At 36.7% G+C, this 17,475-nt stretch carries 13 protein-coding genes; 2 read left to right on the forward strand and 11 right to left on the reverse strand.

Annotation, left to right across the window (positions count from 1 at the left end; all coding sequences use genetic code 11):
- Window positions 1-13: 13 nt before the first annotated feature.
- On the forward strand, window positions 14-1,492 hold the full coding sequence (locus A9Q68_RS02820; RefSeq protein ID WP_071793143.1) for a peptide MFS transporter: 1,479 nt from the start codon (window positions 14-16) through the stop codon (window positions 1,490-1,492).
- A 61-nt stretch (window positions 1,493-1,553) separates the two neighbouring features.
- On the opposite strand, the gene A9Q68_RS02825 is transcribed toward A9Q68_RS02820, so the two are convergent.
- The 8 genes from A9Q68_RS02825 to A9Q68_RS02860 form a co-directional block, all read right to left on the reverse strand.
- A complete protein-coding gene (locus A9Q68_RS02825) occupies window positions 1,554-5,087 on the reverse strand; it encodes a G5 domain-containing protein (RefSeq protein ID WP_071793146.1) in 3,534 nt (1,177 codons plus the stop codon).
- Window positions 5,088-5,266: 179 nt separating this feature from the next.
- A complete protein-coding gene (locus A9Q68_RS02830) occupies window positions 5,267-6,148 on the reverse strand; it encodes a VOC family protein (protein WP_071793147.1) in 882 nt (293 codons plus the stop codon).
- A 130-nt stretch (window positions 6,149-6,278) separates the two neighbouring features.
- Window positions 6,279-6,758, reverse strand: a complete 480-nt coding sequence (locus tag A9Q68_RS02835; protein WP_071793149.1) for a glutathione peroxidase — start codon at window positions 6,756-6,758, stop codon at window positions 6,279-6,281.
- A 660-nt stretch (window positions 6,759-7,418) separates the two neighbouring features.
- The gene (locus tag A9Q68_RS02840) at window positions 7,419-7,682 is read right to left on the reverse strand and encodes a hypothetical protein (protein ID WP_071793151.1); all 264 of its coding nucleotides are present in this window, start codon (window positions 7,680-7,682) and stop codon (window positions 7,419-7,421) included.
- 88 nt (window positions 7,683-7,770) lie between these two features.
- Window positions 7,771-8,088, reverse strand: a complete 318-nt coding sequence (locus tag A9Q68_RS02845) for a PTS cellobiose transporter subunit IIB (protein WP_071793153.1) — start codon at window positions 8,086-8,088, stop codon at window positions 7,771-7,773.
- Window positions 8,089-8,090: 2 nt separating this feature from the next.
- Window positions 8,091-9,416, reverse strand: coding sequence for a PTS sugar transporter subunit IIC (locus A9Q68_RS02850; RefSeq protein ID WP_071793155.1), 1,326 nt, complete (start codon window positions 9,414-9,416; stop codon window positions 8,091-8,093).
- Window positions 9,417-9,428: 12 nt separating this feature from the next.
- Window positions 9,429-10,796 (reverse strand): glycoside hydrolase family 1 protein, encoded by a 1,368-nt coding sequence (locus A9Q68_RS02855; RefSeq protein WP_071793157.1) that lies wholly within the window; start codon window positions 10,794-10,796, stop codon window positions 9,429-9,431.
- 112 nt (window positions 10,797-10,908) lie between these two features.
- Entirely contained in the window at window positions 10,909-11,622 is a 714-nt protein-coding gene (locus tag A9Q68_RS02860; RefSeq protein WP_071793159.1) for a GntR family transcriptional regulator, read from the reverse strand.
- Window positions 11,623-12,060: 438 nt separating this feature from the next.
- Between A9Q68_RS02860 and A9Q68_RS02865 the strand changes: the two genes are divergently transcribed.
- Window positions 12,061-12,783, forward strand: coding sequence for a DUF554 domain-containing protein (locus A9Q68_RS02865; RefSeq protein ID WP_071793161.1), 723 nt, complete (start codon window positions 12,061-12,063; stop codon window positions 12,781-12,783).
- 91 nt (window positions 12,784-12,874) lie between these two features.
- Here the strand turns inward: A9Q68_RS02865 and A9Q68_RS02870 are convergent, their stop codons facing one another.
- The 3 genes from A9Q68_RS02870 to A9Q68_RS02880 form a co-directional block, all read right to left on the reverse strand.
- The gene (locus A9Q68_RS02870; RefSeq protein ID WP_071793163.1) at window positions 12,875-15,310 is read right to left on the reverse strand and encodes a pneumococcal-type histidine triad protein; all 2,436 of its coding nucleotides are present in this window, start codon (window positions 15,308-15,310) and stop codon (window positions 12,875-12,877) included.
- Window positions 15,311-15,319: 9 nt separating this feature from the next.
- On the reverse strand, window positions 15,320-16,216 hold the full coding sequence (locus tag A9Q68_RS02875) for a metal ABC transporter solute-binding protein, Zn/Mn family (protein ID WP_276204043.1): 897 nt from the start codon (window positions 16,214-16,216) through the stop codon (window positions 15,320-15,322).
- A 272-nt stretch (window positions 16,217-16,488) separates the two neighbouring features.
- The gene (locus tag A9Q68_RS02880; protein ID WP_071793167.1) at window positions 16,489-17,445 is read right to left on the reverse strand and encodes a DUF1002 domain-containing protein; all 957 of its coding nucleotides are present in this window, start codon (window positions 17,443-17,445) and stop codon (window positions 16,489-16,491) included.
- Window positions 17,446-17,475 lie beyond the last annotated feature (30 nt).

Genomic DNA, 17,475 nt, shown 5'->3' on the forward strand with positions numbered 1-17,475 from the left:
GACATAATATATAATGAATACAAATGATTCTAAATCATTCTTCGGACATCCTCGTGGACTATCCACTCTCTTTTTCACAGAAATGTGGGAAAGATTCTCATACTACGGAATGCGCGCTATTTTACTTTATTATATGTATTATAGTGTCAGCAAAGGAGGTCTAGGCTTTGACAAAGTGACTGCTGCTTCAATTATGGCCATCTATGGTTCGCTGGTATACTTGTCATCAATCATTGGTGGTTACGTGTCAGATAGAATCTTAGGAAGTCGTAAATCAGTCCTCTATGGTGGTATCTTGATTATGATTGGTCATATTGCTTTAGCAACACCATTTGGCAAAACAGCACTCTTTGTTTCGATTGCCTTAATCATTCTTGGAACTGGTTTCTTAAAACCAAACGTATCTGAAATGGTTGGATCCCTGTACGGAGAAAAAGACTTACGTCGTGATGCTGGTTTTTCAATTTTCGTCTTCGGAATTAATTTAGGAGCTTTCATTGCACCAGCTCTTGTTGGTTACCTTGGGCAAGAAATTAACTTCCACCTCGGGTTCTCATTGGCTGCTATCGGGATGTTCTTTGGATTAATGCAATATATCAAAGATGGGAAAAAATACCTATCAGAAGAAAGCATGCACCCTACTGATCCCCTTTCAACAAGCGAAATGCAAGACCTTAAAAAGAAAAGCGCTCTTGTTGCTGTAGGCGTTATTTTATTAGTTATTGCTTTGAAAATGGTTAACTTATTAACCATCAATAGTATCATCAATATCTTTACTTTTATTGCTATTGTTGTTCCTATTTACTACTTCTTTAAAATTTTAAGTAGTAATAAAATCAATGCGACCGAACGTTCACGCGTTTTAGCTTATATCCCGCTCTTTATTGCTTCTATTTTATTCTGGTCAATTGAAGAACAAGGTTCAGTTGTTTTAGCCTTATTCGCCGATGAACAAACACGACTTTACTTTAACCTAGTTGGTCATCACATCAATTTCCCATCATCATACTTCCAAAGTATTAACCCACTTTTCATCATGCTTTACGTTCCATTCTTTGCTTGGATCTGGGCTAAATTAGGAAGCAAACAGCCATCATCACCTAAGAAATTTGCTTACGGTTTGATTGCTGCTGGTTTATCTTTTGTTTGGATGATGTTACCAGGGATGATGTTTGGTGTTCATGCCAAAGTAAGTCCAATGTGGTTAATCGTTAGCTGGGCAATCGTTATCGTGGGTGAAATGTTAATCTCACCAATTGGCTTATCGGTAACAACAAAATTAGCACCAAAAGCTTTCCAAGCACAAATGATGTCTATTTGGTTCTTGAGTAATGCATCAGCACAAGCTATCAATGCTCAAATTGTAAAATTCTATACATCTGGTAATGAAGTTGCCTATTATGGTATTGTCGGAACAATTACAATTGTCTTCGGTATTCTTTTATTCTTTTACGTACCGCGTATTGATAAATTAATGGCTGGCGTTAAATAAGCAAAATAAGTCACTCAATAAATGAGTGACTTATTTTTTTGCTTAAAATTTGCTTTTTGACTTAGTCTTCATTTTTCTTAGGAGTTTTTAGAAGAGCAAAACCTAAAGCTAAGCTTGATAGTGACATTAATGTCATCACTACTGCTTGATCTTCAGAACCAGTAACCGGAAGAGAAGCTTCTTTTTGGACAGGTGCTGCTTGATAATGTGCGAGAACTGTCGCTATTGGTTCTGGTTTAGGGCTAACAGGTGGTGTAGACGGTTTAGATGGAGGTGTTACAGGAATAGTTGGTTCTGTCGGAACAACTGGATCCGTTGGTGTTTCTGGTTCAACTGGTGGCACAACTGGAATATCAACTTTGGTACCTACTTCAATCACTTCGGCAACGGCATCGATTATTGCTGAAATATCTTCAGTCTTAGTGGTTGTTGACTGTCCATTCTTAGTCACAACAGTTGTCTTGGTAGTGACAGAAGATTCACCGAAGACACCTTTTTGAATGATGCGAACTTCACCGGCAGGTAGGTCAGGATTCTTACGAACTTCAGTTGGGTAAGCGATTTTATCCTTAGTTGTTTCGACAGTAATTGTTGTTTCAACTGATACTTCTTTCTCAACGATGACTTCAACCGGAACTTCTTTCTCGACAATCACTTCAACAGGAACTTCTCTAATAACCTCAACTGGAATTTCCTTAATGACCTCTACGACTACCTCTTTGATGACTTCAACTTGGACTTCAACAGGTACATTAATTGGAACTTCCTTAATGACTTCAACAGTGACTTCTTTAATCACTTCGACCGGAACTTCTTTAATCACTTCAACCGGAACTTCCTTGGTTACTTCTACAATAACCTCTTTAATCACCTCAACAATCTTATCGACTGGAACGTTGATTGGAACTTCCTTAATGACTTCGACAGTGACTTCTTTAATCACTTCAACCGGAATTTCTTTGATGACTTCAACAGGTACTTCCTTGATAACCTCAACCGGTACCTCTTTAATCACTTCGACAGGTTTAGTACCTAATTCAATGATGGTATTAACGGCATCTTGAGTAACCAATTGTACCGTTGAATCACCTTGAGGAACACCGTTTACAGTAGGTTGGCTAATAATTTTAACCGTATAACCATCTTGCCCTTTTTGAATAATATTACTTGTCCCAGCAGCAAGTTGGTCATTGTAACGGTACTCAATGATTTGTGGTTGAACACTTTCTTCGTGTGTTACAACAACATTTTTTTCAGGAGTTGGCTCAATCTTAGTACCAACACGAATAATTGTATTTAAAGGATCCTTTTGGTTGGTTGTTGTTTGGGCGGTGCCAATAACCTGTCCATTAAGTGTTTCGGTGGTTGTCAGAACATCCTTATAACCATTAACCCCTTTTTGGTCGACTTGTACTGTTCCTGAAGCCACGTTGCTGTCATAAACAATTTCAATCGCGTAATCAATCACCTCTAAAGAGTGATCCAAGGCTTGGCCAGTAACACCTGTTCCAACTTCAATGATTTGGTTAACAGGAGTATTAATAACTGTTTCAATGATATCTTTTGGATAGGTATCCGTTGCTGAATCATAAGTAACAGTTACTTCAGTCGTTCCATTGCTACCAACTTGAACAATTCGTGTTTCTCCAGGTTTCAAGCTAGGATTGTAACGAACTTCAGTATTAAATGGTACTTCTAATGTCTCAGTATCTGTTAAAGTAAGATCTGTACGAGGTAATACTGTTGCTGTAGATGTAAAGGCATCAACACCATACTCGTAAATATCTGGTGTCGCTTGCATAAATTGTGTGATGATAACATCCAAAGGCATTTCCTGAACACTGTACTCAGTAATGAATCTTGGATTTGTTGGTGATTCAGGTTGATTAATATCAAAATTTGGATTTTGGACTTGTGTACCTACGTAATATGGTAATATTTTCTTATAAATATCACCAACTTGCATGCTTGAATATGAAAAATTCTTTTGTGCAACATTCTTAGTCAACTCTGACATGAGGAAATAAGAATTCGCATCAATGTATTTTTTACCTGTCATGTTATTGACGATATAGCGAATACCATTTTCATCAGTTGTTGATGTAGAAATTGGTGTACTAGTTCCTGGTGTTACAGACATAGCAACCATTGGACCAGGTCCAATATAAATATTCCCAGGACCATCAATATACTTAGCATAATAGTCAAAGTGAGCATATTCGATTCGTCCATCTTGACCCTGTTGAACTAAAACTTTTTCACTTGATTTCAAATTAGGATTGAAACGAACAATGACATCGCGTTTAATGTCTTCATGTGCTTTCCAATATTCTCTGATATTGAGGTAATATTGGAAAGTCTGAACCAAACGATCTCTTACAGTTAATGGCGTACCATCCTCTTTTAGCATTGGTGTATTTGCTGGATAATAGGTTGGATTACCGAACTCATCATAAACAATTGAACCGTCAGGATTTGTTACGAGAGTACCTTCAGGGTAATAGACTGGGGCTGTATAGAATTTTTCATTTAAAAGGGCAATTTTATCTTTTAAGGAATAATTTCTTAAATCAACTTGGTTCCCATCGTATGAATTCTTACCATTAGTTGAACGATCGATAATTTCTTGGATATCAGTTGGGTCAGTATAAAGTTGTTCTCCAGTATTAGGATCCCATCCATTATAGTTCGGAGGTGTTGTATGACTTGCTTCAGTGAAAGGGTCACGATACTTTTCTTGAGCTAACAAGAAGTCAAGGAAGAGACTAAAGCCAGGTACATTTTGGTTTTTAGTGATAAACTCATCCCAAGTATTAAAAGTGAATACCATGTTTTGGGCAAATTCTTTTGTAACACCATCTGTCCAAACAATATCATCAAGCTTCATTGAAATACCAGGGCCAATTGGGATTGGCATTGGAGTAGCAAATTTTGGTTCGATTACACTGCCAGTATATGGGGCATCACCTGGAACATAATGATTAAAGACTTCATGCTCGTCGACAACTATATCTGGTGTATAATTGCTTTTCTCTGGAGTTTCAGAAGGGTTACTTGTGCTCGAAATGACATCACGGGCAATTTCTTTTCCGTTATAATCATAAACAACACGATAAGTAACTGTTGTTTTTCCATCAACTCCGGTTTGAACAATCGTTTTTGTCGTTGAACCTTGTGCATCAAAACTTTGTGTGTCACCACGGCGCGTTGACGTTTCAGTGTGGGTACCTCCTTCAACCGCTTGATTCACTTGATCGGCTGGTTCTGTTACAGTTACTGTTGTATCTTCAACTTTTGCTGGTGCTGTTGGATCAGGTGTTGGTGTTGTTGTTTTTGTAACAACAGCATCAGGATTAGCTACAACAACTGCTGGTTGCGTCGCTGCCAAAGCAACTGCAGGTGATAATTGATTAGCAGGTGCAACTGTTGTAATGGCTTGAGGTTGTGTACTTGCAGCAGCAGCAACATCTTCAGCTGAAACAGTTCGAGCAAAGCCACCACAAAGGGCCATCATACCGATAGCACCAATGACCACAGAACCTGCTCCATTGTTGAGTTTTCTAATAGCATACTTATTATTAGTTTTTTTAAACATGGCAAAATCTCCTTTTAATCTTGTTTTAAAACGCTTTCATCCTATCTTATAATTATATCATATTTAATTTATTACAGATAATTTGAATATGATATTAAAATTTTAATAAATGCTTACTATATGAAAAAAACTAAAACAGCTGAAACCAGAAAAGTGGTCACAACTATTTTAGTTTTTTGTTATTCAACTTCAGCTAATACTTGTCGCAAAGCTAAGTCATCTAATTTTTTCATTGGCATCATGGCTTTTGATACGGCCTCAATCTGTGCAGCGCTGCTATTCCCATAAAAAGACCTTAACCAATCCGGAATGATCTGCCATGAAACACCGAATTGGTCTTTACAACAACCACATTGCTCAGCGTCTGGAACTACTGATAAGTTGCTCCAATAATAATCCAATTCCTCTTGACTGTCACAATACAGCATGAAAGAGAAAGCTTCATTAAAGGCCTTGTCGCCAGTATAACCGTGGTCCATGGCCGTATAAAAGGTTTCATCAAGCGTCACTGAACCATAAGCAACCTTGGCGCGTGGATCCTGAGCCTGACCTGGAGGATAGGGAACAATAATATTAGGTTTAGTCGAAAAGACATCAGCATAGTAATTGAGTGCCTCTTCTGCCCGACCACAATTGTTACCTGCAAAGAGCAGAGAATATTCAAAGCTATAGGTTTTTTCTTGATCTGGCATCAACAATAATTGCCATGTCAAACCAAAACGGTCAGCTACCCAAACATAGTAAGGGTTAAAAGGGTATTCTTGCAAAGGCATCAAATCATGACCACCTTGTGAAAGCGTTTGATACAAGCGGTCGATTTCTTCTTTACTTTGAACACCGACCATGATTGAAATAGCTTCATTAAGTTGGAAATAAGGACCAGCTGCAATAGCTGCCATGGAATGTCCGGCAAGGTCAAAAGAAATCAAGTCACAATCACCAGATGGTGTATCTTTTAATGTGTATTGCCAAGTAATTTTAGAATCTTTAAATAACTTGGTATAGGTCGTTACAGCTTCGATAGCATTACCATCTAACCAAAGATGTGGAACAATTGTCATTTTTTGCCACCCATTATCAGACAATTAATTAACGATGCTGATAAATGATATTTTCTAACTTTATCATACCCCAGATGATAAAAATTCACTATTAGAAAGCATCAAAAAAGAAAAGACTTTTCAGTCTCTTCTAACTTAATAATTTTTCAATAATTGAAACTATTTTATCTGGTTCCGTTTTAGGGGAAAAACGTTCAAGCACCTGTCCATCAGGACCAATGAGAAATTTAGCAAAATTCCATTCAATAGTCTTTCCGAGCAAGCCACTCTTTTGAGATTTGAGCCAGACATAAAGAGGATCTGCCTCGTTACCATTTACCTTAAGTTTAGCAAAGCGAGGAAATGACGTCTGATAGTTAAGCTCACAAATACTATTAATCTCCTCAGCAGTCCCAGGAGCCTGCCCAGCAAACTGATTACAAGGGAAATCAAGAATGACAAAGCCTTGATCTTTAAAACACTCATAAAGCTCCTGAAGCCCTCGATATTGGGGGGTTAACCCACAAGCCGTCGCCGTATTAACAATGAGTACAATCTTGCCACGAAATTCCTCAAGCGAAACCTCTTCCCCATCCTGCCCTTTGACAGAAAAATCATAAAGTGCTGTCATCTACTAACTCCTTTATCTTTCATTTGAAATAAGCTACCAATATCATAACCTAGAAACAAAAAAAGAACTATTAGAAAGCATTGAATGTAAGACATTTTTGCTATTGACGGAAAACTCAAGATAGGATATTTTCATATAAAGGAGATATCAATAATTAACTATTTTAAAGCAAATGATGTTGAAAATGAGATTCAAATTCAAATACTATAGATGACCCCGGCATCAAGGATGACCAAGAATTTAAAGTCACCATTGACCAGAATGGAATCTTAAAATTGACATCGATTAAGAATGACCTTGAAGACGAATGAAAAAAGCAGAATTTCAATAGTTTTGGTCACCCTGAAGTGACGCATACACCTCATTATACCACTTTTAAAAGTTATTTTTAAAACGTTTACACTCATTTTTTGAAAATTTTAGAATGAACATGAAAAATTGCCACAATAAATAAGCCCTCAAGCTGATTTACTTGAAGGCTAGGAGTAAGGATAATATTTTAAATGAATTACTGCTTTTACTTACGGTATCGATATTGAATCTGCAAGATTCAATATCTGGGGATTTTCAAGATATTAGCTCGAAAATAAGTCATAGAATCCTTCAGGAGTCACTGACGTCCCAAATCTCTATTAAAAGTAGCATATTGATAAAATCATATTAAATGGTAATTCCCATATCACGCGCAATTTCTGGTGCGGTGGTTGATTGGTTTTCTGGTTTGGCAGCTTTATCAATTTGTGCTTCATCATGGTCTTTATGAATACGTTCTGCCGCTTCTTTTTCTGACTTTTCATAGCTCAATGTTAAGCTATCGTGAATTAATTCTTGTGTCACTTCTTCTACAGTCACCTGTTTAAGTTCTGCAGTAGCTTTTAGCATGTTGTAATCTTGATCATTAATTTGAATAGTTACTGTTTCCATAACGTTTGCCTCCGACTTTTTCTTTAGTATACCGTAAATTGTCAAAAATATCTTAAAAAAAGCAGATTTTCATCTGCTTTCTTTGCTCTTAATCTAAATGGTTCAAGATAATTTTAGTAAGATTTTCTAATCCAGCAGGTGTTGGTACATAGGCATTAAATGGTATATTATCTACTGGTTTTTGATGAGGCTCTGCATATTCAGTGATTGGTTTGAAATACATTTTTGTTTGTGGACTTACTAAGTATAAATCATAAAAATCTTTATTAACAATATTTTTAGCATCACTGGTTGTTGTGGCATCAACATGAATATCTTTGCCTTTTTCTTTTAAGAGATTACTTGCTTTTTTGGCCATTAATGAAGATGACATACCAGCATTACAAAAGATCATTACATTTTTCATAGTTACACCTCTGTTTCCATTTCTAATTCTGACTGTTTGATGGCTGCTTTTTTCGCAACGATTACAAATGGCCAGTAGAATAAACCAGTTACAATTAAGATAATTATTTGAAGAATTACAACTTTAATGTCACCTTGTGACGCAAGGAATCCACTAATTAATGGTGGTGTTGTCCACGGTACCATTACTGTTAATGGTTTAACAAAACCAATGACTGTTGCAAAATAGCCGATTAAAGCGCCGATGACTGGACTTAGTACAAATGGAATAATCATAGGTAAGTTGAAGACAATTGGGAAACCAAAGATTATTGGTTCGTTGATTTCAAAGAGACCAGGTCCTACTGAAAGTTTAATGATATCTTTGAAGGGTTTGTAGTTTACAGCTAAAAGTACGATCAAGATTAGGGCAAATGTGCCACCTGTTCCACCCATTTGAGCGTAGCAAGTTTGGAAAGCAGAATTCAAAATATGTGGTGCTTCTTTACCCGCTTGGACGGCAGCCATATTTTCATTCATATTTAACAGCATCATTGGTTCAGTCAAGGTCGAATTAATGACAGATTGGTGAATTCCGAGAGTAAAGAGGAAATTACCTGTTGAATAGATTAGAAGGTAACCAAATAGTGATGTATTAACTTTTCTTAGTGGTTCTTGAACTAAGTTGGTAATAATCGTCACCATATCAGTATGGAAAACATTGAGTAGGATTGCTGAGATTAAAGCAAAGAATGAAACCGTTAAAATTAATGGAATCATAGTTGAGAAAGATTCACCGACTGCAGGCGGAACATCTTCCCCTAGATTGATCCTAAATTTATTACTTTTAGCTAGTACAATGAACATCTCTGTTGCTAACATTCCAATGATGATTCCAGCAAAGAGACCTTTGGTACCAATTTCATCAAAAGTGACAAGCCCAGAGACTGCAACTGCTTTTTTGGCTGCTAAAGGTAAGATTGATTTTTCCATTGGTAGCATTACAAATAAGGAGGCAAGCGCTACAGCAATTGAGCTAATAGGCTTATCAAAATCTCGATGAAGAGATAGGAAGTAAGCAATACAGGGTGTTACCAAAAGTCCAGCAATATTTAGTGAACCATTAGTTAACATATTACCGTAAGACTGAAATTGTGCTAAGGTTTCACCTTTGAAGAAAGTCGTAAAGACAACGTTATTTAATAGCACAGCTAAGCCAGCTAAGATAAAAAGGGGCATTATTGTTGTAAATGCATCACGTAAAGTTCTTAAGTGAATCTGATTTCCAAGTTTAGCTGAGAATTCGGCGAATTTTTCTAAAAATTTATCAACTTTTGAATTATTTCCCATTTGTGAACTCCTTTAATTCTTGTAAAGTGAAGCACCGTTACTCGCAATTACTTCTTTAAACCAAGCGTAGCTTTTTTTCGGTACTCGTTTCATATCTTTTAAGTCTTGGTTACTACGATTAACATAAACTAAACCGTATCTTTTTTCCATATCTCCCTTAGAACTTAAAATATCAATCAAGCCCCATCCTAAATATCCAATGACTTCGACGCCATCTTTATTCATAGCGTCATACATGGCTTTTAAATGCTCTTTATGATAGTCAATACGGTAATCGTCTTCAATTTGGTTTGTACCATCCCAAGTTTCACGGACACCAATTCCGTTTTCAATTGGGAATACTGGAATTTGGTAGCGTTGGTACAATTTATTTAGAACATCTCTAAAACCCTGAGGGTCAATTTGCCAAGACCACTCAGTTGTTCCAATATATGGGTTTTCGACTTTCCCGAAATCAAGATAGAAATTTGGGGCAGTGCCTTTTGGAATTTGTTTTGCCGAAATGGTAGTTGAACTGTAATATGAAAAACTCATAAAATCGCTTCGCATACGGCTAATACTTTCCATCTCACCTTCAATAATGCCTAAATCAATACCATTATTTTTTGCATATGCCAGATGTTGTTTTGAATAGCGACCATTTACAAAGCATTCCACTAAAGTATGGTTAACAAATTCATCCCATTCACGGGCAACTCGGATATCTTCCGGATCACAAGTAGCTGGGTAAACTTCTGAATAAGCAAGCATCCCACCAATTTTAGCATCTGTTTTTTCATGAATATAGTTAGTCACTTCAGCATGACAGACCATAACATTGTGAGCCATTTGATAAAGGTCTTGTGTTGTTTTATCACCTTTCTCGTAACCAGCAATATTAAAGCCTTCACTGAAGTGGAAAATATTTTGTTCATTAAAAGTAATCCAATATTTAACCCGATCACTAAAACGATCAACCATTTCTTTACCGTAACGAATAAAAGAATCCTTAACATGTTTTGACATAAAGCCATTGTATTCTTTTGCCAAATGTAAAGGCATATCAAAATGATAAAGACAAATCATCGGTTGAATGCCACGTGCTAATAAATCATCGATGAATTTGGAATAATAAGCGATACCCTCCTCGTTAAAATCGCCATCACCATCTTTAACGACACGCGACCATGAAATTTGGAAGCGATACATGTTCATACCTAAATCTTGCATGTAATCAAAATCTTCAGTGTAATGATTATAATTGTCATTAGCAAAATGCCAATCACTCAGGCCATCTTTAGGCACTCTAACATCATATACTGATAAAGATTTACCACCTTGGTCCCATCCGCCTTCTGTTTGCATACTGGAAACCGAGTTTCCCCAAAAGAATTTTTCCATTTTTGACTCCTTTTGTTTTGTAATCGTTTTCTTAATAAGTATATAAAAACAAGTAACCTTTGTATAGGTTACTCGTTTCCCATGTAAGTTTTAGCCTTTACATATAATTTATCTATCTAAAATCAATATAATTAACAGATGCTTTATCATAGCGTGCTCGCGTCTGTGAATATTCAAAGGGGCGACCATCTTTTAGAAAGACGACTTGCTCAATTTCCAAAACAGGGTCATTCTCTTTACAGTCTAAATAATCATGGTCATATTGATCTGGCTTATCGGCTCTAATTTGTCTGATTCCAGATCCTATTTCTAATCCTAGATCTTCAATAATATATTTATAAATAGAATTATCAAGTACTTCCTGATTAAGATCTTTAATGATGTGGATAGGATATATTGAATACTCCAAATGAAATGGCTGATCATTCAAATAGCGAAGCCTGATAATATCGTAGACTGCTTGATCAGCCCTGATTTTTAACTTTGTCATTTCTTCAGGAACCGGAAAGCGAACTTCAAATGAAATAATGTAGCTGCTCATTTTACCTTGATGTGAAAAGTAGCTTGAGGTTCCAACGATTGTACCTACATCAGTTCCATATTTGTCTTGTTGTAGTGCAGGGAAAGAAACAAAGGTACCTTTTCCTCGTTTAGAATATAAAAACCCTTCAATTTTTAAGAGATTTATGGCTTTTTGAATTGTCATTCGACTTACTTGATATTCATTTGATAAATGAAATTGATCTGGAATTTTTTGATCTTGTTTATAGTTTTCAGTTAAAATCTTTCGTCTAATATCTTCAGCAATTTGTTCATATTGTATCATCCATCTTCTCCATTTCACAAGATAGTTCTTTCTTATAAGCTAACACGGTAAAAGATATTTGTAAAGTTGCCCTTTATAATAAAAATAATAACTTAGGACTAAAATGGTAAATAAAATTCCCTAAAATATGTGTTTTATCATAACATCATTCTCCTCTTTTTTTGTAAGCGTTTTTGTAAAGTTAGGACTCTTTTGTATTTTTTTGCCATAACAATAGCCATTTTCCACCTTCTTTTTTGTCTAATTATACATTATTAGAATATTCATCTTTATTTCGTCAATTTCATAAAACCTTATGAAATAGCTATTTTTCCGAATATTTGGCATTATTGGGAATTATCTTTATTTTTTATTTTTAGAATAATTATTAAAAATTTTATTGACAAGTTAAACTCCTATTGTATAATAAGCATAGATGCTTTGGGAGGATTAAGCAAGATGACCTATTTTATCGGTATGGGAACGATTATAAATACAATAGCTATTCTATTAGCGGGTGTATTTGGTGTTCTCTTTGGCAAATATTTAAATGATAGACACCAAGATGGTCTTAATATGGCTTCGGGGGTTAGTGTCCTCTTTATTGGTATTTCTGGTGCCATGCCAGGGATGTTAAAAATTGCCCATGATGGTTTGACAAGTGAGCACGCTTTACTCGTGGTCGGTTGCCTTTCTTTAGGAAGTCTTCTAGGTGAATTTTTAAATATTGAAGCTAACTTTGATAAGGTTGGCTATTGGCTTAAAGCCAAAACTGGTTCTAGTAAAGACCCTGACTTTGTCAATGCCTTTGTCACTTCTACCTTAACCGTTTCGATTGGTGCTATGGCCATTATTGGTCCTGTGCAAGATGGTATTTCAGGTAACATTAGTATTCTAATGACAAAAAGTGTTTTAGACTTTGTAATCATTATCGTTCTGACGACTTCTTTAGGGAAAGGAGCCATTTTTTCAGCCATCCCAGTCCTTGTCATTCAAGGTGCTATTACCATTTTAGCCCGTTTAGTGCAACCTTTTATGACACCTATTGCCCTATCAAACATTTCCCTTGTTGGTTCTATTCTCATCTTTTGTGTCGGCCTCAATATTGTTTGGGGTAAAAAGATGCGCGTTGCAAACATGTTACCAGCTTTAATTTTCGCAACAATCTTAGCTTATTTCTAATAAGTTTTACAATTACAAATACACTAAAAGGACTGCTCCAATCAGGGCAGTCCTTTCTTGCTATTTTTAGGAGAGAGTTTAAATCATGATACTAGTTAATAAAGCTTTGATTAATAATATCGTAAGTCATACTTTTACCATTTGCGTTAAAGGTTAAATATGTTCCGAATTGAATTTGTTCCATACTTACCCCGTATTTGAATGATAATTGCATAATCCGGTTTTGGAAGTCATTAACTGTTAAGCCATATTGGTTTGCAAGAGATTGAAGTCTAGCTTCATCCGGATCTACTTCTTCCGGTTCTTCAATTCCTTCGTCTCCAGGTAAACTAGGAGTAGTAACTTCTGGTTTACTTATATCTGTATCTAGATCTTCTGCAACATCATCCTCTTCTAAGTCTTCTTGCTCGACAGGTTTTTTGGGTTTATCGTTTCGAAGTGTATAGATAATTGGATCATTGACGTTCACTAATTTAAGAGAAACTGATGGTTTATCTGGTACAACTACAATGTCACCTAAAATCATAAAGCGCGTTCTCGGAACCTTATACTGTTTAGCAATATAGTCTAATTTCTCATCATTAGGATCAACTTCCGCCACAAGTTTAGAAAAGTCTACTTCTTGATAATCTAGAGGGAGTTTTATGTCATTTAAAGGAACACGTTTGGTTGTACCATTTTTTAGATAAATGATTAGCTCCGAACCAGAACGCATAATATCGCTTGTTTGATAATCATTCTTAGCTTTCCCCATCTTTAATTGCAGAATCAATGTTTCATACTCCTCTTGATCTTCAAACTGAATAGGTAATAGATTTGTTGGAATATCTTTTAATTCAGCAGTATGGGTGTGATTACCATGGGGAATAATCACTTTATCTCCAGTTACTTTAAGTTTTTCTAAAGGAACAACATTTTGAAGAGAAAGATACATTAATTTCTTAGCAATTTCTTCCTTGCTGAAGTGTCCGTCATCGACCTTACCAATCTTACTATCCTTAGCATTAATAGCGTCTTGAACTTGTTTCAACTCGCTGTCTTCTAATTCACTGTATGGAATATAGTGCTCATGCCCTTCATGGTCAGCAATAATGCCGTCCTCGTCGTATGACTTGATCGAGTCGATATTGAACTTGTAGCCATCGTCTGTGCTGTATGGCTTGCCATCCTTACCTTGTTTTGTTTTAGTGATTTTACCATCTAAAAGATTAATCTTGCCGTTTTTTTCTTTTGGAGATTCAGGCTTGTGGTCAGCAGGTGTCGGTGTAACCGGGGTTTTAGCTCCTTCAAGGCCAAGAAGTTTCTCAGCTGTCGCTTTGTCAACCTGAGTTTGACCGGCAAGGTGCATCCTTGCCAAATAAATTTCAAGCGGCGATAATTCACTTTCTGGTACCACGTGCCAGTGATCACCGTGTGGGATAACATAACCACGACTAGTTAATTTGGTAACAGCATTTGGGTCAAAGACCAAGCCGTCGCCTTCACGGTGACGTTTATTGGCTGGTTGCTTATACAATTGATGAAGTAAATCTTGGTAAGAGACATGATTTTTATCAACCACTGGAGCTGGTTGGTTTGGTTTAGTACCGTGACCACCAGTGTGATGCGGAGCTGGAACGGGTGTATTTGGAACACTTGGGTAGTAAATTGGAGCATTTTTATGACCACCTATTGGAGCCGGTGTCCAGCTTCCGCCACCAGTTGATATCGGAATTGGTTTACTTTTGCTACCAGAACCGCCCTTATGACCAGAAGATTTGCCTGCTTTCGCTGCCCAGACTGCTTGTGCTGCACCTAATTCACTGGCTGATAATTCCCCTTTAGGAATGTAATGGAAGTGATTACCGTGAGGTACAATATAGGCATCGCCAGTATCTTCAATAACATCGTTTGGATTAAAAATATAACCATCATCAGTAGTGTAACGACCTTGTCTCCTAGCCGCTATAATCTCTTGTGCAGAAGCTCCGCCATGACCTGCTGCTTTATAGCCTTTGCCAGAAGCAGATTCATGACCATTTTTCTCAGCTTCTCTTGCCCCCTTGGCAGCTTGTTCAGCAATCTGTTCCTTAGTTCTTAGGTTCGACTTCTTGCTACCATCCTTGAGGTAGAGGTAATATTTGCCATCAACTTTGATAATGTAACCGTCTTTGACTTCATTAACCACATCGGATTTCCTAAAGACATAGTTAGGGTCTTTCATTAAGAGCTCTTCACTAATGAGGGCATTAAAAGGCACTTTACCATTGTAGTAATGGTAGTGATCACCGTGGGAAGTTACGTAGCCTTTGTCTGTAATTTTAACAACAATTTGTTCAGCTGAAATGCCTTCCTCTTTGCTGATGTCATCTGGATTCTTTTCAGAAGCGAGCTGGCTCTTCTGATTTTTGCCAGCCTTGTCAGCGTCCACATAAGACACTGAATTCTCTTGAGCTTGATGAGCCTGATATTGACCAAGTTCATAGCCGCAGGCACTAAAAATTAAGGCAAGGACAGCCCCAGCGCCAATCATTTTTTTCTTATTCATTTTTTCCTCCTATTTCTTTAATTCCTGATATAAAATCTCTAGGTTTTCAGAGATATAATCTAAATATGACTTTTGGTGCCCTGGATCTACTTCTAAGGGACTCAATTCTTTTAATTTAGCACCCGTTGATTTGGCCACCGTCTTAGCCATTTTCTGTGAAACATTCTTCTCAACAAAAATCGTTTTGACTTTATAGGTTTTGATAAAATCACGTATTTCTTTCAATTGACGAGCAGTCGGCTCTTGATCCGGTGAAATACCTGAAATACCCAATTGAATCAGCCCGAAGCGTTTAGCTAGGTATGAGAAAGCTGTATGTTGAGTGACGAAGGTTTTCTTTTTAATACCCTTAAATTTTTCTTTGTATCCTTCGGCAATTGCTCTCGCTTCTTGAGAGAAGTTTGAAGCATTTTCTTGATAAACAGCCTTATTTTTGGGATCCAATTTGCTGAGTTTATCAGCAATATCTTGTACTTCCTGAGCTGCCAAAATGGGATCCGACCAGGTATGAGGATCATATAAGGTAGCAGGATCAATCCCTTTGCCCACTTCCATGTCCTCTAAGCCTTGAACCTTATCTAAAGGCAAACCTTTAGAAGTTTCCATTATTTGAACCTTAGAGTGGTGAGCACTAGCATCCAGTTGCCCAGCCCAGGATTCTAAAGTATGGGAATGATAGAAAAAGACATCGGCATCGTAGATGGCTGCCACATCATTGGCTGATGGTTCATAGCCATGAATACCCGAAGTAGAATGAATCATTTTAATGTCATTTAAATCTCCTGAGACATATTTAGTCATGGCATAGATGGGGTAAAATGAGGTAACAATACGAAGTCCTTCTGCTTGCTTGTCTGATTTAGACTGACATGCTGATAGGCATATCAGCAAGGGAAAGACTAATATACCGAGAAAAAATAGTCGTAAACGTTTAAGATTCACAGTTGCTCCTTTCAAAAAGTTAAGTCTACCTAATAAATAGATAACCAGTTAAGTATATAGCTGAAAGAGTTTTTTGTCAATAGGTAAATGAGAAAATGATAAAATAATTAATTTTAATTTTTCAACTTAGAAATTCAGACAATGAAAAGTCTGAATTTAAATTATTCTAGTCTTTGAATGATTTAAAAGACACAAAAAAGAGCAGTTTCCTGCTCTTTCTATTCTATCTTTAATTCTTAGCCAATCAGTGACCGGAAGAAATCAATAATTTGTTGCCAGATACCTTTACCTGTTTCCAAGGCTTTGGCAGAATCAAAGTTTAAGTTGATGTCTTTGAAGGTTGATCCTGACTTAGAAACAATGGAATCTTTTAGGGAATTCAAGGTATCTGTAAAGTTAGCATTTGAAATAACCCCACTATTTGATAAGTTAAAGGCGAAGTTAACAATCAAATTGATTTGGTCAGAAGACATAGCATCTGTCAAACCATAGTTTTTCAAGGTATCGTCAACAATTTTTTGCACTTCTTCTTTGGTTAAATCACTACCACCTTTGGCCACTGCAGCTTTGATATCTGTGAGGGCCACATTAAGTTTATCGGCATCGTAGCCATCTTTACCAGCGTTTTGGGCATTGATGTCTGATAGGGTTGATAATTCTTCCTGAGCTAAGTTTTTGTTCTCTTGCGGAACTTGTGCCCCGTTTTCTTCTAAGGAGTAATAAATACCAGCTAAGGCCGATTCCCCCGTAACCTTAATTGGTGAGGCGATACTAATATCAGCATTGGAAATCCCTAAGGTGACAGCCGCATTACGGTACATATCCTGTGTAACTTTGGTAATGTTTTCTGGTGTGACAATGGATACCTTTAGGACTTCATTAGCTCCTAACTTCTGAATTTTCACTGATGAATACAATTGGATGCTGGCATCATCAGCAACGTTCATGATTTTGGCATAGGCTGCTGTATTCAGGGTTTTAACCTTTGTATCCTTACCACTATTGTAATTAAGCAGGTTTAAGGTTTGCTCACGTTGGCTTCGATCTAGTGAATAGCCTAAAACATAGTCAGGTTGAACATAGGCTTCGTCAATAACACCCTGAACATCATTTGAAGCCGCGAAGGCTGTTGATACCATTAAACTACTAGCAAGGACTAAACCTGCAGCCAGCATTTTTTTCTTAAGTTTCATTTTATTTCCTCAAACATTTCTATTTCTTTT

Origin of the sequence: Streptococcus bovimastitidis, assembly GCF_001885095.1 — a bacterium.
GTDB classification, from domain to species: domain Bacteria; phylum Bacillota; class Bacilli; order Lactobacillales; family Streptococcaceae; genus Streptococcus; species Streptococcus bovimastitidis.

Bases quoted from the DNA above. Each gene is read 5' to 3' on its own strand.
- A9Q68_RS02840 (WP_071793151.1), bottom strand. From the start codon at position 7,682: ATGGAAACAGTAACTATTCAAATTAATGATCAAGATTACAACATGCTA.
- A9Q68_RS02880 (WP_071793167.1), bottom strand. From the start codon at position 17,445: ATGAAACTTAAGAAAAAAATGCTGGCTGCAGGTTTAGTCCTTGCTAGT.
- A9Q68_RS02845 (WP_071793153.1), bottom strand. From the start codon at position 8,088: ATGAAAAATGTAATGATCTTTTGTAATGCTGGTATGTCATCTTCATTA.
- A9Q68_RS02820 (WP_071793143.1), top strand. From the start codon at position 14: ATGAATACAAATGATTCTAAATCATTCTTCGGACATCCTCGTGGACTA.
- A9Q68_RS02830 (WP_071793147.1), bottom strand. From the start codon at position 6,148: ATGACAATTGTTCCACATCTTTGGTTAGATGGTAATGCTATCGAAGCT.
- A9Q68_RS02850 (WP_071793155.1), bottom strand. From the start codon at position 9,416: ATGGGAAATAATTCAAAAGTTGATAAATTTTTAGAAAAATTCGCCGAA.
- A9Q68_RS02835 (WP_071793149.1), bottom strand. From the start codon at position 6,758: ATGACAGCACTTTATGATTTTTCTGTCAAAGGGCAGGATGGGGAAGAG.
- A9Q68_RS02855 (WP_071793157.1), bottom strand. From the start codon at position 10,796: ATGGAAAAATTCTTTTGGGGAAACTCGGTTTCCAGTATGCAAACAGAA.
- A9Q68_RS02860 (WP_071793159.1), bottom strand. From the start codon at position 11,622: ATGATACAATATGAACAAATTGCTGAAGATATTAGACGAAAGATTTTA.
- A9Q68_RS02865 (WP_071793161.1), top strand. From the start codon at position 12,061: ATGACCTATTTTATCGGTATGGGAACGATTATAAATACAATAGCTATT.
- A9Q68_RS02870 (WP_071793163.1), bottom strand. From the start codon at position 15,310: ATGAATAAGAAAAAAATGATTGGCGCTGGGGCTGTCCTTGCCTTAATT.
- A9Q68_RS02825 (WP_071793146.1), bottom strand. From the start codon at position 5,087: ATGTTTAAAAAAACTAATAATAAGTATGCTATTAGAAAACTCAACAAT.